The 19,451-nt window shown below is 35.7% G+C and carries 17 protein-coding genes; 8 read left to right on the forward strand and 9 right to left on the reverse strand.

Annotated elements, in window-relative coordinates; translation table 11 throughout:
• Positions 1-14 precede the first annotated feature (14 nt).
• Complete coding sequence (locus ABXG83_RS05185; RefSeq protein WP_353550421.1) at positions 15-1,022, forward strand: hypothetical protein; 1,008 nt, start codon at positions 15-17, stop codon at positions 1,020-1,022.
• A 49-nt stretch (positions 1,023-1,071) separates the two neighbouring features.
• Here ABXG83_RS05185 and ABXG83_RS05190 read toward each other — a convergent pair whose 3' ends face one another.
• The 5 genes from ABXG83_RS05190 to ABXG83_RS05210 form a co-directional block, all read right to left on the reverse strand.
• Positions 1,072-2,004: a hypothetical protein gene (locus tag ABXG83_RS05190; protein WP_353550422.1), complete on the reverse strand. Its 933-nt coding sequence runs from the start codon at positions 2,002-2,004 to the stop codon at positions 1,072-1,074.
• Positions 2,001-2,579: a peptide deformylase gene (def, locus tag ABXG83_RS05195; RefSeq protein WP_353550423.1), complete on the reverse strand. Its 579-nt coding sequence runs from the start codon at positions 2,577-2,579 to the stop codon at positions 2,001-2,003. Before def ends, ABXG83_RS05190 begins: the two co-directional genes overlap by 4 nt.
• Before the next feature lie 128 nt (positions 2,580-2,707).
• A complete protein-coding gene (gene ruvX / locus ABXG83_RS05200; RefSeq protein ID WP_353550424.1) occupies positions 2,708-3,121 on the reverse strand; it encodes a Holliday junction resolvase RuvX in 414 nt (137 codons plus the stop codon).
• 137 nt (positions 3,122-3,258) lie between these two features.
• Positions 3,259-4,158 carry a UbiA-like polyprenyltransferase gene (locus tag ABXG83_RS05205; RefSeq protein WP_353550425.1) on the reverse strand — a complete coding sequence of 300 codons (900 nt, stop codon included), beginning with the start codon at positions 4,156-4,158 and terminating at the stop codon, positions 3,259-3,261.
• 155 nt (positions 4,159-4,313) lie between these two features.
• On the reverse strand, positions 4,314-4,841 hold the full coding sequence (locus ABXG83_RS05210; RefSeq protein WP_353550426.1) for an RNA methyltransferase: 528 nt from the start codon (positions 4,839-4,841) through the stop codon (positions 4,314-4,316).
• Between the two features lie 164 nt (positions 4,842-5,005).
• On the opposite strand from ABXG83_RS05210, the gene ABXG83_RS05215 reads away from it, so the two are divergent.
• Together ABXG83_RS05215 and mutS are read left to right on the forward strand one after the other, a co-directional pair.
• Positions 5,006-6,592: a M20/M25/M40 family metallo-hydrolase gene (locus ABXG83_RS05215; RefSeq protein WP_353550427.1), complete on the forward strand. Its 1,587-nt coding sequence runs from the start codon at positions 5,006-5,008 to the stop codon at positions 6,590-6,592.
• A gap of 118 nt (positions 6,593-6,710) precedes the next feature.
• Positions 6,711-9,338, forward strand: coding sequence for a DNA mismatch repair protein MutS (gene mutS / locus ABXG83_RS05220; RefSeq protein WP_353550428.1), 2,628 nt, complete (start codon positions 6,711-6,713; stop codon positions 9,336-9,338).
• Between the two features lie 67 nt (positions 9,339-9,405).
• Here mutS and ABXG83_RS05225 read toward each other — a convergent pair whose 3' ends face one another.
• Entirely contained in the window at positions 9,406-10,587 is a 1,182-nt protein-coding gene (locus tag ABXG83_RS05225) for a heparan-alpha-glucosaminide N-acetyltransferase domain-containing protein (protein WP_353550429.1), read from the reverse strand.
• Between the two features lie 170 nt (positions 10,588-10,757).
• Entirely contained in the window at positions 10,758-11,189 is a 432-nt protein-coding gene (locus ABXG83_RS05230) for a GIY-YIG nuclease family protein (protein WP_353550430.1), read from the reverse strand.
• Between the two features lie 17 nt (positions 11,190-11,206).
• Here ABXG83_RS05230 and ABXG83_RS05235 point away from each other — a divergent pair, with 17 nt between their 5' ends.
• Positions 11,207-11,350, forward strand: a complete 144-nt coding sequence (locus ABXG83_RS05235) for a hypothetical protein (RefSeq protein WP_353550431.1) — start codon at positions 11,207-11,209, stop codon at positions 11,348-11,350.
• 557 nt (positions 11,351-11,907) lie between these two features.
• Here ABXG83_RS05235 and ABXG83_RS05240 read toward each other — a convergent pair.
• Entirely contained in the window at positions 11,908-13,089 is a 1,182-nt protein-coding gene (locus tag ABXG83_RS05240) for a WYL domain-containing protein (RefSeq protein WP_353550432.1), read from the reverse strand.
• 453 nt (positions 13,090-13,542) lie between these two features.
• Here ABXG83_RS05240 and ABXG83_RS05245 point away from each other — a divergent pair, with 453 nt between their 5' ends.
• Positions 13,543-15,126, forward strand: coding sequence for a reverse transcriptase domain-containing protein (locus ABXG83_RS05245; protein ID WP_353550433.1), 1,584 nt, complete (start codon positions 13,543-13,545; stop codon positions 15,124-15,126).
• Positions 15,127-15,225: 99 nt separating this feature from the next.
• Here ABXG83_RS05245 and ABXG83_RS05250 read toward each other — a convergent pair whose 3' ends face one another.
• Entirely contained in the window at positions 15,226-17,313 is a 2,088-nt protein-coding gene (locus ABXG83_RS05250; RefSeq protein WP_353550434.1) for a DUF262 domain-containing protein, read from the reverse strand.
• 161 nt (positions 17,314-17,474) lie between these two features.
• On the opposite strand from ABXG83_RS05250, the gene ABXG83_RS05255 reads away from it, so the two are divergent.
• The 3 genes from ABXG83_RS05255 (at position 17,475) to ABXG83_RS05265 (ending at position 19,140) form a co-directional block, all read left to right on the forward strand.
• Positions 17,475-17,684, forward strand: coding sequence for a hypothetical protein (locus tag ABXG83_RS05255; protein ID WP_353550435.1), 210 nt, complete (start codon positions 17,475-17,477; stop codon positions 17,682-17,684).
• Positions 17,685-17,821: 137 nt separating this feature from the next.
• Entirely contained in the window at positions 17,822-18,091 is a 270-nt protein-coding gene (locus tag ABXG83_RS05260) for a helix-turn-helix domain-containing protein (RefSeq protein WP_353550436.1), read from the forward strand.
• Between the two features lie 23 nt (positions 18,092-18,114).
• On the forward strand, positions 18,115-19,140 hold the full coding sequence (locus ABXG83_RS05265; protein ID WP_353550437.1) for a hypothetical protein: 1,026 nt from the start codon (positions 18,115-18,117) through the stop codon (positions 19,138-19,140).
• Positions 19,141-19,451 lie beyond the last annotated feature (311 nt).

Genomic DNA, 19,451 nt, shown 5'->3' on the forward strand with positions numbered 1-19,451 from the left:
TAAGATTTATTAGTATGAAAAAAAATATAATCATCCTTGGAACGATCCTGATCTTCTTTTTGACGTCATGTCAGAAAGAATTATCAGATAATTTCACTGTGTATACAGGTGATCCGAGAAATGATACCGTGTGGACTGCTACTACGCCAAGTACTGCACCTATTCATCAATTGGCCAAACAATTTTTTCCTGATCTGATCATTGATTCTTTCGATTGCACCACTGGTGATACACTTACATTTAAAGATGACATGGAATTGATGATTCCCGCCGCTGCTTGTACTGACAATAGCGGAGCACTGGTTACCGGTAAAGTGAAAATTGAATTTTTCCGATTGAAGAAGAGAGGTGATTTCATTAAATTCTTTAAACCCACTACAGCAGGCAGATATTTATTGGAAACAGCAGGAGGCTTTTTTATTCGTATTTCGAGAAATGGACAAGAACTAAAACTTGCACCGAATGCTTCGATCACAATCAGATTCCGTGACTCAGAAGATCCAAAGAATAATATGCAGGTGTTTCATGCTCGAGAAACCATTCCATTTATTTCGAATGGCATTGACACTGCACACACTTGGGTAAGACATACAGATACCACCTGGATCAAAACCTGGCAAAAAACAGATTCAGCTACCAATGCATTATTGAAAGGATATGAACTGTCTACAAATCAATTAAGATGGATCGGTGCGCACAGATATATTGATAGCACCCAGGCACATACCAGTATTTTTGCTTACTTGCCACAAAATTTCACCAATAAGAATACGGTATTGTATGCAGTTTTTGCGAATCAAAAAATTGTAGTGAACTTAACGCCCGATGCACGATCAAAAGCATTTACAGCTCCGCAGATACCCAGAGGGGCTAAAATTAAAATACTTTCATTCTCCAGAATCGGTACAGATCTTTACTTAGGCATCAGAGAGATCAATGATGTAGGTACAATGAATACGTATAAAATCGAACCACAGAAAAAGAGTCTGGCTGATATACTGAGCGTTATTGAGGGTTTATAATAGCAGACATCTATCAATATCAAAAAATAAAGACTGTATCAAACAGTCCTTATTTTTTAAAGTCAAATAAAGTAGCAGTGAATACTGCTCTTTCTCTTTTCTTGAAAGCAACATCCCAGTTGCCTTTATAACGAAGTATTTTAGGAACGGTCAGTCCTTGGAATTTCCCCATTTCTACTTCCATCTGAACATCGAAATCATACACCAGTGCTTTGTAACTGAGTGAATAATTTCTACCCATCACTTCCAAAGTTTTCTGATCAAACCAGGTGGTCATTTGATCAACTACTACCCGATCATTTTTTAAGAAACCAAGATTTTCTTTAGGTGTGATAGAGAACACATAACATAATTGACCTTTATATTCTTCAAGATCCAAGCGATAATCATACAGCTTATGCGCATCATCATCGTATAGATCCAGCTTATTACCGATCAAAGGAATACCCGGTATTTTCTTACCGGGATTAAAGAACAACATTTTTAATTGTTCCTTATGTTTTTCCATTCCCTTTTTGTTACTGACATTTCTGGTTCTCCCTTTTACAATATTATCTTCTCCACAAACAGTACCCTTTGTAAAGAACAAACCAGCATACAATTCAGGAGTTTCATAATTATACTCACCCTTACGATCATAAAAATCGCCCGTTGTCTTTTCTTCTAATACATCCATGGTTCTGCAACCATTTGCTCTGTTTTGTCTGGTCTTGCTGTATAAAGATGCTTCTACCCCACCTTTTCGATTCAGCATTTTGATATCATTGTAAGAAGTAAATCCTAGTATCCGAAGGTTGCGAAATGCTTTATAAAAAGTAGTGTCTTCTTTGATCTGATTTAATAATCTTCTATAGTCAAAGTTATTTCTCACCACTACTTCAGCCAATGTAAAGGATTGATTATCGATCCGCACAGTAGTATCCTGAGCTTGTACTGTTGCAGCACCCAAAAAGAACAGAAGCAGGCCGAGTAATGGTCTCATTTTAGTACGATCATTTTATAATCAACACGAGACTTACCCTTGCTGATATCATTCAATTTACCCTGCAGCATTTTACGTCGAAGAGGTTTCAGGTAATCAATAAAAAGCTTGCCTTCAATATGATCATACTCATGTAAAATGACCCTAGCGGTGATCCCTTTGAAAGTCTCTACGTGCAACTTGAAATTTTCATCCATGTATTCCAGTTCAACTTCTTCTTTTCGCATCACATCTTCCCGAATATTGGGAATACTCAAACATCCTTCATTATAAGGCCATTCTTCACCGCCCAATGAACGGATCTGTGCGTTGATGAATACTTTTTTAATGCCCGGCTCATCAGGATACTTACCCTTGTCCTCTGCTTCCATGTGCTCAAATATTTGTGTGCTATCTACCACAAACAAACGGATATCCTTATTGATCTGCGGAGCTGCCAATCCAACACCATTACTTGCATACATGGTCTCCCACATATCTGCGATCAGTTTCTCTAAGCCAGGGTAATCAGCATTGATTACCACTCCTTTTTTCCTTAAAACCTGAGCCCCATAGGCTACAATTGGAAGTATCATTGACTATTCAGTATTATTAATCGGCGAAAATACCCCGAATTTAGGCAACCAGCAAATGATGAGGTGTAAGGAAAAGTGAAAAGAAGTCAATTGTGAATTGTGAATGATCAATAATTCACATTGACAATTCACGCCTGTCTCTCCAAATACTCCTGCAACATAATTGTAGCAGCTATCTGATCGATATTGCCTTTGATTTGTCGGTCTTTTTTCTTCATCCCCATGTCGATCATAGCTCTGCTGGCCATTTTAGAGGTATATCTTTCATCTACCGTTTCAACAGGTATTTGGGGGAATTCTTTTCTAAGTCGCTGAATAGCTGCCTTTACCAAAGGAGTGGCATGTGTTGGTCGATCATCTAGTCCGAGCGGTTCTCCGATGAGTATCAATTCAACCGCCTCCGTTTGTATGTATTTTTTCAAAAAAGGAAATAATGCTTTGGTCTCGATGGTCGTCAAAGCACTGGCAATAATTTGCAAAGGATCGGTGACCGCCAGCCCCGTTCTTTTTCCACCATAATCGATACAAAGAATTCTTGCCATGAACTTGATGATTCCGGGTAATGTGAGCCGGAGTTGAGACGCGAAATTAAGGAATTAGCTAATGGCCTATAGTTAATAGCGAATAGCAACAAAAAGTTATCACTATTTGCCATCACCTATAAGCAATAAGCTAACAGCTACAACAACATCGCCACGATCACCAAGACACCGAATACTACGCTGGCAATACCATTGGCGGTCATGAAAGCGATATTAACGCGACTAAGATCATGTGGTTTTACGATGGAGTGTTGATAGATCAGCATCCCACAAAAAACGACCGTTCCTATCCAATATAACCAATGAAAATCACCGTATACTCCGGCTGTTATGATACATGCAGCGCTCAATAAATGTAGGACTGTCGATAACTGCAATGCCCTTTCCTTCCCTAAGGATGCAGGTATCGAATGTAATTTTTGTGATTGATCAAAATCAACATCCTGCATCGCATAAATAATATCAAAGCCACTGACCCAGAAGATCACTGACAGAGAAAATAAAATTGGTAGCCAATCAAATACACCCGTTACAGCGAGATATGCACCAATAGGCGCGAGTGACAAGCCCAATCCCAGCACCAGGTGGCATAACATGGTGAAGCGTTTGGTATAGCTATAAAAAAGGATCACAAATAAAGCAACCGGTGATAGATAAAAACAAAGTGGGTTGATGAACCAGGTAGAGAGTACAAATAAAACACTATTGAGTATCACAAAACGCAAGGCACTTTCCGGAGATATGATGCCTTTGGGTATTTCACGAATAGCGGTGCGTGGATTCTTTGCATCAAATGCTCGATCGAGATATCGGTTGAAAGCCATGGCAGCGCTTCTGGCTGTGACCATGCAAATGACCACCAAAAGGGCTGTCACTGCAAAAGGATGCAGATAACCATATAACTGATTTTGTAAGTAGCTATCATAAACGGGTTCGCCATATGTCACTCCTAAAAACAACCCGATCATGGCAAAAGGCATCGCAAAAATGGTGTGCGAAAATTTGACAAGACTCAGGTAATTCTTTATGCCGGCCATATTTGTGATTTAAAGTATTAAGATTTAAGAGACAAGGTACAAGGAAGTTGCAGGTTAGAAGTAAGAAGGTAATAGCTGATGGTTCATGGCTGGTGGTTCATGACTTACGGAAAAAGTTCTTGCTATACGCCATGGCCCATACGCCATAAGCCACCTCAGATCATCCCTCTCACTGCTTCCCACAAAACAATACCTGTTGCAACTGATACATTGAGCGAATGTTTCATCCCAAATTGCGGTATCTCGATACATCCATCGCAATATTTTATTACTTCTGCATCCACTCCTTCTACTTCATTCCCTAAAACAATAGCTGCAGGCAAATGTTGGGATGCATGGAATTGCTCCAGAGAAATACTTCCTTCTGCTTGTTCCAGCGCAAATATTTTATACCCTTTTTGTTTTAATTGCTGAACTGCTTCAAGTGTTGTTGAAAAATACATCCAATCAACAGTCTCGGTTGCGCCCAATGCGGTTTTATGAATATCACGATGGGGTGGCTGTGGCGTATATCCACAAAGACAGATTCCTTCCACCAGAAATGCATCGGCAGATCTAAACACACTACCCACATTATGCATACTCCGGATATTATCCAATACCAGCATTAGTCTGTGCTTATCAGCTTCCTTAAAATCAGATACTGATTTGCGCCCAAGTTCATCCATGCTCAATTTTCGCATGCCACAAAGGTAAACTCAACCATTTAAATAATGTGGGGGGAAGATTCTTTGAGATTAAGTAATTTAGGAGGTAGTGCTTTGCCTATAGTTCATGGCTTATAGTAATATAAATCCTTCTATATACCATGAACTATCAGCTATATGCCAACCTAAAACCAACCATTATGAAAAAAACAACACGCTATGCCTGGCTTTTGGCCTTGAGTTTACCTGTGGCTGCTTTGGCACAGGAGAAAGTAGATCTTTCAATGATGCAGAAAATACGCGAAGAGGGATTGAAGCGCTCTCAAGTGATGGATATTGCATTCAACCTGACTGATAAAAGCGGGAATCGTCTTACCAATTCTGAAGGTTATATGCGTGCCGCTAATTATGCAAAAGAAGCATTGACCAGTTGGGGTATCTCGGATGCAAGATTAGACGCATGGGGTGAGTTTGGAAAAGGATGGGAACTGGAAAAATCCTATGTTGCCATGACAGCTCCTTATTATAAACCAATCATGGCATGGCCAAAAACATGGACTGCCGGTACACGCGGATTAAAAAATGGAGAGGTTTTAGTGATCCAATTGAAAGACTCTGCTTCCCTTGAAGCTTATCGCGGACAATTAAAGAACAAGATCATCATCCCTGATCAATTAGTGGATTATAAACATAGTTTCAAAGCAGACGCTGTTCGTTATACCGACGAAGAACTGGCGAAAATGGCTGCAGCAACGCCTGCGGGTGCGGGTGGCCGTGGTGGTGCTCCTCAAGGTGGAGATACCGCTCAGATGCGCATCTTCCGCGAGCAAATGGCAGCACGTCAAAATAGTCAGCGTGCTTTGAACCTGTTAAAAGCCATGGCAAAAAGCGAAGGTGCCATTGCCATGATCACAACCGGTGCCCGCAACCATGACGGAACCATCTTTGCCCAAGGGGGTGGTGCATATAAAGGAACAGATCCTGAAAACTTTTTAGACATGGCATTGGGTATTGAAGATTACAATACCATACTGCGTTTAGCAAAATCAGGTACACCCGTAAAAATGGATGTGGATGTAAAAACAAAATTCCAGACCAAAGACCTACAAGGATATAATGTGATCGCAGAAATTCCAGGTACTGATCCGCAACTGAAAGACGAGATCGTAATGATCGGCGCTCACTTAGATTCATGGCAGGCAGGTACCGGTGCTACTGATAATGCTTCTGGTTCAGCAGTTATGATGGAGGCCATGCGTATCTTAAAAGCATTGGGTGTTCAGCCACGCAGAACCATTCGCATCGGACTATGGAGTGGTGAAGAGCAAGGATTATTAGGCTCTAGAGGTTATGTGAAGAAAACCTTTGCAGATCCTGCCACAATGCAACCACTTCCACAACATGAAAAATTCTCTGCTTATTATAATATCGACAATGGTACCGGAAAGATCCGTGGTATCTATCTCCAGGGCAATGCCGACTGCAAAGATATTTTCAGTGCATGGCTGGAGCCATTCAAAGACCTGGGTGCTACCACTGTTACCATCAGCAATACCGGAGGTACAGACCACCAGGCTTTTGATGCAGTAGGATTACCTGGATTCCAGTTCATCCAGGACCCTATTGAATATGATACCCGCACCCATCACAGCAATATGGATGTATACGATCACCTGATAGCAGATGACCTAAAGCAAATTGCAACCATTGTAGCGGCATTTACTTACAACACCGCTCAACGCGATGCTAAGCTTCCACGTAAGCCTATGCCAAGACCAAGGAATTAATCGTAAGCTACAACCATCAATATTAAAGGCCTTTTTGCTCAGCAAGAAGGCCTTTAATATTTTCCACATAGAATGCCACACGTACATTAACTCATGATCAAATTCTATATTTGCCCCTATGGCTAAATCATCTGCAGATACTCCTTTAATGCAGCAACATCGGGCAATTAAGCAGAAATACCCGGATGCTGTTTTACTTTTTCGAGTAGGTGATTTTTATGAAACTTTTGGAGAAGACGCCATCATTGCTTCACGTGTTTTAGGCATTACGCTAACCAAAAGAAATAACGGCGCAGCGGCATCCAGCGAATTAGCCGGTTTTCCGCATCATGCACTGGATACCTATTTGCATAAATTAGTGAAAGCGGGACACCGTGTAGCCGTTTGTGATCAATTGGAAGATCCCAAGACCGTTAAAGGCATCGTCAAAAGAGGAGTCACTGAAATGGTGACACCCGGTGTTGCTACGAATGACAAACTATTAGAACAAGGCAGTAATAATTTTCTCGCTGCAGTTCATTTCACTGAAACAGATTGTGGAGTTGCCTTTTTAGATATTTCTACAGGCGAGTTTTTGATCGCAGAAGGAAATACAGAATACATCGACAACCTTTTACAAGGTTTAAAACCTGCAGAAGTTATTTTCCAAAGACAATACCAGAAAACATTCAAAGAAAGTCATGGCAACAGGTTCTATACCTATACCATGGAGAGCTGGATCTTTGATGAAGCTTTTGCCACCGAAAGCCTGCTCAAACATTTTCAAACACATACGCTGAAAGGATTTGGTGTTGAGCACTTATCAAAAGGATTGGTAGCAGCGGGAGCTATTTTATATTATCTGAAAGAAACAGAGCATCCGAATATTCAACATATCAGTTCCTTACAAAGAATTGAACAAGAAGATTTTCTTTGGATGGATCGTTTCACCATCCGTAATCTTGAACTTATTGGTACTGGAACAGAACAGGGACATCACTTATTAAAAGTGATGGACAATACCGTAAGTCCGATGGGTGCCCGATTGTTACGCCGCTGGATGATCTTCCCGCTCAAGAATCAGCAAAAGATCCATGAAAGATTGAATACGGTAGAGTATCTCCTACTACATACAGAAGCCAGAAAACAATTGATCCAAGCCATTAAATCTTGTGGTGATCTGGAAAGATTAGTGAGTAAAATACCCTCCAAAAAAATCAATCCGAGAGAGGTATTACAATTGGCTCGCGGATTGGAACAAGTAAACAACATCAAAGATTTTTGTCTTACCGCAACCGATCAACTATTGAAAGATGCAGGTATGGCGATGAATCCTTGCTCAGATCTGGTTGAAAGAATTACACAATCACTGACTGATAATCCGCCGGTCGCCGCTAATAAAGGAGAAGTATTTCGTGCAGGTATACATGCTGAATTAGATACACTTAGAAATATTGCAACTGGAGGAAAAGAATACCTGATCAATATTCAGCAAAGAGAAGCCGAGAAGACCGGCATTAGTTCTTTAAAGATCAGTTTCAATAATGTATTTGGTTACTACCTTGAAGTAACCAATTCACATAAAAACAAAGTACCTGCAGATTGGATACGCAAGCAAACCCTTGCGAATGCAGAAAGGTACATTACGCCGGAGTTAAAAGAGTATGAAGAGAAGATCACAGGAGCTGAGGATAAGATATTAGCGATCGAGTTAGAACTGTATGATCAATTGCTACAATCACTCCAACCGCATATTGCCGCTATTCAGATCAATGCGCAGCTACTCGCGCAAATCGACTGCCTGACTTGCTTTGCAGAAAACGCATTACAATATCAGTATAAAAAACCAGAAGTGCATGAAGGACATGCACTGGACCTAAAAGACAGCCGTCATCCGGTGATCGAACGGAACCTGCCTCCGGGTGAAAATTATATTGCGAATGATATTCTGTTAGACCCAGCATCACAACAAATCATCATCCTCACGGGTCCAAACATGAGCGGTAAAAGTGCAATTCTCAGACAAACAGCACTCATCACTTTGATGGCACATATGGGTAGCTTCGTGCCTGCATCATCGGCTAAAATACCTTTGACAGATAAAATATTTACACGTGTAGGTGCGAGTGATAATTTGAGTGGAGGTGAATCAACATTCATGGTTGAAATGAATGAAACGGCGAGTATCATCAATAATATTTCAACCCGTAGTCTCGTCTTGTTGGATGAAATCGGAAGAGGAACTTCCACCTATGATGGCATCTCTATTGCGTGGAGTATTGTTGAGTATTTACATGCATCCAAACATGCTCCCAAAACATTGTTTGCAACGCATTACCATGAATTGAATGAATTAGAGGAAAAACTTCCGCGTGTGAAGAATTTTCATGTCACGAATAAAGAAGTAGGTAATAAGATCATCTTCCTCCGCAAACTCGCTGCAGGAGGAAGTACCCATAGTTTTGGTATTCATGTAGCAAAGATGGCAGGCATGCCGCCTGAACTCATTCAAAGAGCGAATGAGATCCTGGCACAACTGGAAGAAAAACATGTGGATGAAAGTGCTACTGAAAACATTTCCAAAAAAGAACGGCTGGAGAAAAACATCAAAGAGATCAGTGGTCCTAAAATGCAACTGTCCATCTTCGATGCACACTCACAAACTTTTGATGATATCCGTAAGATGCTCAATGATATCGATATCAATCGCTTGACGCCTGTGGAAGCATTGATGAAATTGAATGAAATCAAGGGCTTACTGAAGTAGTGAGTAGTGAATGGTCAATGGTGAATTGTGAATAGAAATTGACCATTCACAATTCACAATTCACCATTCACAAATACGCCAACCACCACTGGCTATGCGTACTCTTATAATGATTGTACCACTTACAAATAGGATATAAGATCGCGATCACACCTATCCAGACAACATATACGACCGGCAAAGAAAATCCAAAATCATTCGGACGGAAAGCAAAGTTGCCGCTAGCTGCATCACTCAAGGGTCTGCCTGTTGCAAAGAATGCCACCACGCAAAGCATATGGATCAGGAAGAAATGCAGTATGTAATAAAACATGGGCACACGACCATAGACCATTACTATTTCAGACCATTTGCCTTTAACTTTTTCCAGCCAAATCAATGCCAGTAATGCAGGGCCGAGTGTCATGCAGCAATACAACAATGATGGCGGATACTTGGTCACATTAAAAAAAGAAAGAATGGTAGTAGTGGTATCTTTTTGTGTGGTCCATGGAACCAGATCCCCATATACATTCAGCCAACGTAAAAAGAAGAAGGCGATCACCGCAGCACTTCCCCACCCTAACAATAACCGCTTTCGTTTTACCGGATCAAATTCTTTCACGAACCAGGTACCCATACAATAACCCAATAGCATAATACCCGGCCAGGGGATCAATGGATACAATACAGCAAAGAATCTTCCTTCCCCATAAGTCGTGAATAGTTGTTGATGCAGGAAAGCGTACCATAATGGAATGTCTTCCATATTACGATAGTTAAACCCATCCAGCATATTATGTCCAACAACCATAGCAATGCCAATGATAAATAAAACACGTATCGGTAAATAGATCAGCAATGAAAGTAATACCATGGAAACTCCGATTGCCCAGATCACTTGTAGACCAATGAATCGATACAAAGGATCAAATACGATCAAAAAATTGATCACGACAATTTCAAGAACGATCAGAAAAAGACCTCGTTTTAAAAGAAAAGCAGATAATTCTTTTTTGGTCTTTTTTTGTCCGGAAAGAAATGCAGAGGTACCTGATAAAAAAACAAATACCGGTGCACAGTAATGTGTGATCCAACGGGTGAAAAATAAAATGGGTGTGGTAGTAGCCGGATTGGTAGGGTCTTCTGTCATGGCAGAAATGTGAAAGAAGTCTCTCACATGATCCAGTGCCATGATGATCATGACCAATCCTCGAAGGATATCAATGGATGATATTCTCCATTTGGTTGCAGTTAGGGTGGAATGCATAACAGGGATTTGGGAATAAGTTACGAATTATATCCCCGAAATCTAGATGCAGGAAGTAATAGAAACAAAAAAGTCCCAGCTGATAGCTGAGACTTTCTGCGGACGCCCCCACTGTACTGTGAGGCGAACCCGTCCCCACACTGCTGTGGGGATGACAGGGCGGCATTCTTTTATTGAAAGTGATTTATTATGTTTTTAGGATGCATAATCAATGACTCTATCCTTTCAACCATAGCTTTTTTTAAGTTTTTCTCCCGTATTAAAGCCTCTTTCTCAGATACAAGTTCCTCAACATAAACTAGCTTCCACGGTGTCTTTTTCGATGTAAAATTTGACTCTTTATTGTTATGCTGCGCAAGTCTTTGTAAAGGAGATTCTGTAAACCCCTTATAAAAACTATTGTCACTCAAACTCTGTATGATGTAAACATAGTATGCCATAAAAAAAGTCCCAGCTGATAGCTGAGACTTTCTGCGGACCGGACGGGACTCGTAAAAAAATATAACTGATTGATAATCTGATATTTGAATCAGGTTTGAAATACTCATTGAAACATTGTTGAAGCGCGAATAATAAGTTTTGAAAAGAAATAAAAAAATCATAGATTAGAAAAAAAAATATGAAAGCGGCGAAAAAAGCAGCAGCAAAAAAAGCAGCAAAAAAAGCAGCACCAAAAAAAGCAGCAAAAAAATTAATTCGAAAAGGTATTGGTAGTGGAAGTGGTCCAAAAACTTTAGGTCGAGGAAGTGGCGCAAAAAAATAAGACAAGGAATATAGATATTTAACTAACTAGCTCTTACAACGCTATCACCATGAATAATCAAAATGACCTTGGCCAGGAGGAAAGAAATAATGAAATAGAAAATAATATTCTGAAATATCAATCTGACTTTTATGAAGCAAGTTCAGAAGTAAGTAAGATATCGCGTAATCTTGTATTCGCGGTTCTAGGAATATTATTAATTTTTAGGAATCTTGAATCGAATGCCGGTCCTTTTATACCCAAAGAATTGAATTGGCCACTAATTTTAATTGTGATATTTATAGTACTTGATCTTGCACATTATATTTTTAGAACCTTTTCAATATTACATTTTTATACGAGAAAAAAAAACAAATACAATAAAGAGGTTGAGACTAAAAAAATAAGCGATGTTAATTACCCAGATTATCCAAAATATATACCCTTGATTTCTTGGGTATTATTTATCATGAAAATCTCATGCTCCTTAATTTCGTTTATTCTAGTTATTATATTTCTAGTACCCAAACTATTTTAACAAAACTAAAAAGTATGTAATAATCGGGCAATCTATTATACTAATATTTTAAATCAAGGACCTCGATTCGTTGTATGTTTATTAATTTGAAAATTCGCTCGTCTTTTCGTGAATTACAGTAGGCCTTTAAATAATGTATAGTTCCATCTGTACTTGACACTACTTTTGTAATTTTCAAATTACTCAGAGTTCTTAATGACACTTTATCATTAAGATTTTTATATTTTATCCGAATGAAATATCTATTCTTCCTCGCCTTCTTTATTATATCGATATACTCCGAAATAATCGATTCCCTCAAGGAGCCCAATTTGATATAATTAAAAGTTGGCGCAATTTCGCTAATAAAACTATCCTTAAGTACAATTTTGATATCGAGTAAATTATGTTCGGTGCTTCTATTTTCGATAGCATCATAACCTTTCAGTAAATAAGCTCCATTTCGATTAATCAAGGATTGTGGAATTATTATTCGTGTTTTATTAATACTCTTTGACTTAACAAAAAGTATCTTTTCATTAGTGATAGCAGTGTTGATTTTGTTTAGTAAAGCTATTCTTACTCCTTTTAATAAAACTAAAGCATCAATAGGAAATACTTTCTCTGAAAACTTATTTGACCCTGGATTAAACCATTTGCATTTAACGAAATAATCAGGCATAAATCTTCGTCGATAACTCGTATTCTTATAAAAATAATTTTCCTTAGAATCAAATTCCTTTCGACTCAGAATTTCGAGTATGTTCAATAAAGGGCTTAAGTAGGTGAGTAAAGAATTCGAGGTGGTGTTACTATTGGAATTTACTTCTATTGCATTTTCACTTAATGAATATGTAACCTTAATTTTACCTAATTCGATTTCGTGAGTTTTCAGCGCTCCTAGAGTTGGAGTAGTACCTCGTTCCTTTAATTCAAAATCTGTTTTGCGTAAACTACTGCTTTTTGAAATAATTAACTTCAAATTATGTTCAAACAACCATGTTTCTTCAAATTCATGAGATTTACTCGAATACCATAAACACTTATACTGTATTTTACTAACGTATAAACTTTCATGATTATCTTTTTCAGCCTCATCATATGTAAGTATGATTTCCACTATTATCAAAAGAGGCGGAAGAAATTGAGGATCACCACTTAACTTAAATGATAATATATCCTCAGTATAAGGATGTGTTATTAATGAAACTATATCTCCAATTTTGTATTTGGGTTTTCGCATTATTAATACTATTTATATCTAAAATAGTATTAATTTTATAATGCTCTGAAGAAATGCGAGAGATAAATAGACAACTGGTGTTGACCAAAATCTTCTACATGAAGACTACTGTATAGCTATTGAAAAATATGTCATACAGGTTAATGATTACATCGTGAACCTAAGCTCAAAGCCTCGGTTACTAGCCCAACTATGCATGTTAGTGATAACATTGCTGGGTGGAGCAAGAGCCAGTGCCTAAAGTACGGTACACTTGTAAAGATAGTTATTATTCTTGACAATATGCGTGGTAGTAATATCATAAATATGTGTTTAGTTGATAAATATCTTAAATTGAAAAAATGCGTGACTCATGTAATAAAAAATGTGGGTACCGGTCACAACTCATTTTGAGTGTTATGTCTATTGAAGGTCAATCTTTTTTACGCTAAGCAAATCTTCAGAGCACTGTTTATGAAGAAAAGAATTGCCCCTTCTTTATGGTTAAAAAGTAAAGGCTATCGCCACTTAACTAATAAACTAAATGTTTCTAAACATGGCCGCTTTTTTATCTCGAGAATTACAAATGAAGATTATGTAAAAAGACATTCATTTTTTCCACTGCTTCATTCAGTTATTTATGAACCTCGCTATAAAAAAATAGATTTTTCAGGAAATCGATCACATAAGAAGGTAAATAAGAAAACAGGTAGATATGAAAGAATTGGAAAACCTAGACCGCTTCATTATGCAACTCATGTAGACTCTTTAATCTTTTCCTACTATGGACAACTCTTATATGAAGAATATAAGAACAAATTAGACCTAGACAAGAATCTTTCAGATTCAATTATAGCATATAGAAAAATCCCTGACCCTGACAATCCACCAAAAAATAAAGGCACAATACATTTTGCAAAAGAAGCCTTTCTGGAGATCTCACAACGCACATATCAAGAAGAGACCGTTGTCTTAAAATTTGATATACAAAGTTTTTTTAACTCAATAAATCATGACTTCCTATTAAACCAATGGAAAAAAATTTTAGAAATCAAGGATGATGAAAAATTACCTGAAGATCATTATAAAGTATATAAAGCTGTTACAACTTTTAGCTATGTTCAGTTAGAGGATTTTAAGTTAGCTACGGACCGAACGAAAAGTAAAGTCTCCTTTGATGAAAAAAAATTAGCTGAGTGCAGGAAAAAAGGCGTGCTTGCATTTTTTCAAACACCTAAAGAATTTCGAGACTACCTAAAAGCAAAGAAAATCAGACTATATAGGTACCCGTTTAGAGATAAGATTACAAATATCCCGATAGGGATACCTCAAGGATTACCTATCAGTTCTGTGCTTGCCAACATTTATTTATATGATTTTGATATTAAAGTAGTAGACTATGTAGTTCATAAGTTAAAAGGATACTATAGAAGATATTCAGATGATATGATTGTTGTAGTAAAAAAAGAATACTTAGACGATATTTATAACTTCATGACTAAAGAGATTAAAAACTCTAAGGTTATAATGAGTGAAGAAAAAACCGAAAAATTCCTATTTAAAAAAGTTAATCACCCTAAACTGGGTGAAACAATAAAAAGTTTCCAAATTTTGGAAACTACTGTAAAAGAAAATATTCCTTTAACGTTTCTGGGATTCGAATTTTACGGTTATCAAACATTAATTAAATCTGGAAACTTAGCAAAATTTTATCGCAGAATGATATCTGCTGTCAAAATAAAAAGCAAACATGCAAAAAAGTTTGCTGAAAGAAATCCAGATGAGCCTTTATTTATAAGAAAAAGACAATTATATAAATTATACACTCAGTATGATTTAAGAAAAACTAAATCTCGAAGAAGATATGCATTCTTAAGAGAAAATGAAAGAGGATATTTTGAATACACTCATAAAAAAAATAAAGATATACCTAGCTCGAATTATCTAACTTATGTAACAAGAGCTAGTATGCTTATGAATGAGCCTAAAATTAAAAATCAGTTAAGAAATCACATTCGCATTTTTAAAGAGGCAGTAAGAAAGCACTTAAATAAATAGAAAATTCTCAAAAAATTGAGCAAACTAGATTTTAGTATATTTCAAGTATTTTGCTTCTGTTAGTGATTAAATAAAATTCATTTAATAAATTTTATTTAATCAATTATTGAGAATACTGCTTCTATCTTCAATAAATGTTGAAGTAAAATGAACTCTCCGTTTTGCCTTAAACTCGTCTAAATTATTAAGGTCCGAAAACTTTTGAAAGTCTTCACTTGCAATAAACTCATATTTTTCTATCTGATTTTTTAACCATTGATCTCTGATTTCAATAAGAGTTTTATTTGACTTTGATATATTTTCGTCTTTGGGAAGTAACCCAAGATTAAATAAGTTGTGCTGAAGAGATTCTTTATCAGGAAGTATTGAATTTTTAAAAATTGCTTGAGGAATTATATGATCAACTTCAATTGAATATCTAGAGTCTGGCCCCTGTATTTTTCTTGTTGCATAAAAATGATAAAGTATTGGCTCCATAAGCCCTTGATTAATTTTTGTATTACCTATTTGATTTGTGTCTAATATATTGTTTAGTAAATCTACCCATTGACTTGTAGATATTGGGTCAAACAAAAGTGAAGTAACATTCATCAGTTTTATATTTTGAGCTATTTTACTATCACTTGACCCTCTCCATTGTTTTGTAACATACTCAAAAACTAGTTTATCCAAAAGTATATATGCATTTTTTTGAAACATTTTAGTATTAGCATCGCTTCCAACTGGCTTTGATTTTCTAATCCAATCAAAATACATAAGTATTACAAAGTCAAGTGCTATTGCATCACTTAAAATTGACATTATTGAAGTTTGCCATGATTTTAGAAATTTAAAGTACTCACTACTTAAAATTACCTTTGTCAAAAGATTCAAATCATTAACTAAGGACTCAAAATTAATATCCCAGTTAATATTTTGATTCTTACTTAATTTATCAATATCATCTTTTTTTACTCCCTTTTCATAAATTCCACTTAATATTTTGAAGCCTAACGTAGTCTGTTTTTCAAAGTCTGTTTTATTATCAGTAAATTTTTTGAAAAAAATATTTGCATCGGTTAATCGAAATATAAGAGAAGCAGGAAGGTCCCATTTCACAACTGAATCATTCTTTATAGCAATACTTTTATAGAGCAACTTACAGGCTTGAATTTGTTCATTTGTTGGATTTTTAACTTGGCTATTCCAACTAGGTTTGGCAGAAAGTATTTCTATCGCGGTTAAGCTAGTACCCTTAGAATTAATAATATTAAATATCTTTTGAGAATCTGCAAGCTGCATTCCTTTTACTTCTATTAATCCAATTTTAGAGGTAATTAGTAAGCTTGTAATCTTTTCGATTATTTCAAATCTTTGTTTAATTTGATTCCAATTTTGATCAACTAGAGCACTTATTTTTACTTTATCATTATTATTTAAAGTAAACCGCTGATTTAGAAATTCTTTAAATGAATCTATATTATCATTTTCCAATACTTCATTTTTGCAAAATGTTTTATACTCATTCATGAAACTAACTAGCTTCTTAGAGTTTAGAACCTTTTTCCCATTTTCTAGAATTTCGTAAGGTAGATTTGGTATTACTTTCTCAAAATCGAAAGGTCTTGTAAATCCACTATATCTAGTTGTTTTATTATGTATTAATTTTATTATTTCGAGTAATAATCCAAGATCTGAAATATTAGTATCAATTGGCATTTCAATTGCCTCAGCACTCTCTACTTCATTTATATTTTTTATATCCTCTATGTTTTCATCCTCGTCACCTTGATCTTCTATAAGTATTTCTGAATTCAACCCGTTAGTAGGTTCTTCATCAACAGGTTCTTGTTCAAAATATTCATTTATTTTTCTCCAATATTTATCTTCTACATCTGCAGGTTGATCATTGTTCTTTATTCCTATCCATTGTTTACCCCACAAATAGATATTCTCTGGATCTTCCCAAATTTTCAATAAAGCATTTCTTCTTTGTCTTCCATCTAAAAGCCATTTAGAAGATTTCCCTGATATCTTATCTTTTTCAACATTTAATATGCAAACCCCCATTGGATATTCTTTAAAAATACTTATACATAATTCAAAATTTTTTTTGTTATCCCAAGTTAACTTTCGTTGATATCGAGGAAGTTTTATGCTTGTATCCTCTACAAATGTTTTTATACTTTCTGGCCTGATTTCGTACATATAATTCGATTTATTACTTGTAATTGATATAGAAATTTTTACTGAATCAATAAATATATTATTTATTTCAATTCATTACAATTCATTTCTCTTCTTTTTTGGAGTCAATCATTTTATAAGACTAAAGACATTCTAATTTCATAATTATTAAAATTTAAGAAATGAGAAATACCACAAAACTTAAACTCATACTTCAACATTATAATATTGATTTCTCAATGAGTGAAGATTTAGAAATCACCTTAACATTATTCGATAAAGAAACAGGAGATACAGAGGATTTTTCTGGAAAATCTTATACTCATTTAATTTCGAGAGCTTATACTTATTTCAATAAAAGAAGAAAAGAAATTCATAGGAGTAACTACTAGTTAAGAATATATCACGATAAAGTATATTTCAATGAGATAGGTTTGTTAATACTGGTTTATAAAATTTATGGGGGAAAATTAACCCCCATTTTTTTTTATTCAAAATCATTGTCTTTTTGAGATATAAATGAAAAGAAATGAAAGAATCATTACTAGTAATTCCAGAACATTTTTTAAAGTCAATTAATGAAAAGCAAGATCAAATAATTGATCTTTTGAAACAGCAAAAAGATGTAATTTCTAATGAGTATATAACAGAAGCAGAAGCACGAGAGCTATTTAAAAGAAAAGCTACCTGGTTTTGGCAAATGCGAAAATCCGGAATATTACCTTTTAGTAAAGTCGGCAAGTCAATATATTACTCAAGAAAGGACTTAAATCAACTCCTGAGTGATTCAAAAAAATAATATGAATCACTAAAAAGGATATTATGCCAAAGGAAGCTATTGATTTGGATCGCCTCGTTTCGCGATTTTTATTAGGTGAAATTAAAAGTGATAACCCACTACTAGAGTTTGTTACTCAAGACTCAATTTCATTTCCTGTTTTCCAAGACTCAGGTCTAAATGTATTATTAGGCAGTGAAGGAAATGGGAAGACAAAATTTTTAACGTTCGTAATTGGTAAACTTTTAGATAGAGTCAATAATAAGGATGACCCCTTTTATAAAAGAAAAATTCTTCTTGTAGATACAGAAAGACCTGAATCCCAATACGCATACACAATTAACCATATTCTCGAAAAATCAAATCTTGAACCAGACACTATTTTCAATTCCTTAGAGTTACTGTCAGTGATTGATTTATACCCGCCTGAAATTATTGGAGCTATAAATGACCATTTAAAACAATCACCAGATCAGGAGTACATAGTCATCATTGATCACATTTTAAATATGGTTTTGGATATGAATAGCACAACTGAAGGAACGCAAATTGATCAATTTCTTAAATCACTAATCTCAAAGCGACATATCCTTATTGTTAGTATACATAAGCCCAATACAGGCATAAGTAAAGGCTTAGGACATATTGGGGGGACTATACATAGACTCGCGTCATTTGTGTTAGACATTAATAACAATGATGAAGGAAATGGCTTTAATATCAAACATATAAAGTCTCGTATATCAGCTAAAAATAAATTGACTTTTACCTTTTTTAAAGATCAAAAAGGAAACATTGATACTGATTTGACTCCTTTATTAATCACTCAAAAGCAGAATTCCGATAAATCTCAACTAGCTAGTGAAATTCTGATAAGTTTTATTCAACAGGATTATAAAACAAAAAAAGAACTACTAGAATTAATAAGTTTAGCTAACGAATGGGAGTCAACCTCTTCCAGTGCTCATACTTTTTACAAAAACTATATGAAAGAGTTAATTGAATTCCAAGGATCAGAAATGATTCTTTCTGATAAGGCAAAGAAAATTATAGAAAATGAGACAAGATAAGCTGTATACCTGCATCGTATTTTTCAGTAAAGAATCACCTTTATCAATTAGAAAATATAGGAATATTAGCTCATTGAATAGATTTTACAAATTTGCCCAATTTTTAGGAGCAGAGTATTTTAATGTCTACCAAAAAGAAAGTAGGTCTTTTTTAAAGAGGGTATATATAAATAAAGAAGCCGGCTAGGCCGGCCAGGAAGCTATCCCTTTCTTTTCATCTCAAATTTCTAACGTTTCTTTAAGCAGGACAAGAACAATCTTTTCAATTTAGCATTGAAATTTTCATTTGAAAAAAATCAGTCTTTCTTTTG

The sequence above is a fragment of the Sediminibacterium sp. KACHI17 genome (assembly GCF_040362915.1).
Taxonomy (GTDB): Bacteria; Bacteroidota; Bacteroidia; order Chitinophagales; family Chitinophagaceae; genus Sediminibacterium.

Bases quoted from the DNA above. Each gene is read 5' to 3' on its own strand.
- ABXG83_RS05185 (WP_353550421.1), top strand. From the start codon at position 15: ATGAAAAAAAATATAATCATCCTTGGAACGATCCTGATCTTCTTTTTG.
- ABXG83_RS05190 (WP_353550422.1), bottom strand. From the start codon at position 2,004: ATGAGACCATTACTCGGCCTGCTTCTGTTCTTTTTGGGTGCTGCAACA.
- def (WP_353550423.1), bottom strand. From the start codon at position 2,579: ATGATACTTCCAATTGTAGCCTATGGGGCTCAGGTTTTAAGGAAAAAA.
- ruvX (WP_353550424.1), bottom strand. From the start codon at position 3,121: ATGGCAAGAATTCTTTGTATCGATTATGGTGGAAAAAGAACGGGGCTG.
- ABXG83_RS05205 (WP_353550425.1), bottom strand. From the start codon at position 4,158: ATGGCCGGCATAAAGAATTACCTGAGTCTTGTCAAATTTTCGCACACC.
- ABXG83_RS05210 (WP_353550426.1), bottom strand. From the start codon at position 4,841: ATGCGAAAATTGAGCATGGATGAACTTGGGCGCAAATCAGTATCTGAT.
- ABXG83_RS05215 (WP_353550427.1), top strand. From the start codon at position 5,006: ATGAAAAAAACAACACGCTATGCCTGGCTTTTGGCCTTGAGTTTACCT.
- mutS (WP_353550428.1), top strand. From the start codon at position 6,711: ATGGCTAAATCATCTGCAGATACTCCTTTAATGCAGCAACATCGGGCA.
- ABXG83_RS05225 (WP_353550429.1), bottom strand. From the start codon at position 10,587: ATGCATTCCACCCTAACTGCAACCAAATGGAGAATATCATCCATTGAT.
- ABXG83_RS05230 (WP_353550430.1), bottom strand. From the start codon at position 11,189: ATGATTTTTTTATTTCTTTTCAAAACTTATTATTCGCGCTTCAACAAT.
- ABXG83_RS05235 (WP_353550431.1), top strand. From the start codon at position 11,207: ATGAAAGCGGCGAAAAAAGCAGCAGCAAAAAAAGCAGCAAAAAAAGCA.
- ABXG83_RS05240 (WP_353550432.1), bottom strand. From the start codon at position 13,089: ATGCGAAAACCCAAATACAAAATTGGAGATATAGTTTCATTAATAACA.
- ABXG83_RS05245 (WP_353550433.1), top strand. From the start codon at position 13,543: ATGAAGAAAAGAATTGCCCCTTCTTTATGGTTAAAAAGTAAAGGCTAT.
- ABXG83_RS05250 (WP_353550434.1), bottom strand. From the start codon at position 17,313: ATGTACGAAATCAGGCCAGAAAGTATAAAAACATTTGTAGAGGATACA.
- ABXG83_RS05255 (WP_353550435.1), top strand. From the start codon at position 17,475: ATGAGAAATACCACAAAACTTAAACTCATACTTCAACATTATAATATT.
- ABXG83_RS05260 (WP_353550436.1), top strand. From the start codon at position 17,822: ATGAAAGAATCATTACTAGTAATTCCAGAACATTTTTTAAAGTCAATT.
- ABXG83_RS05265 (WP_353550437.1), top strand. From the start codon at position 18,115: ATGCCAAAGGAAGCTATTGATTTGGATCGCCTCGTTTCGCGATTTTTA.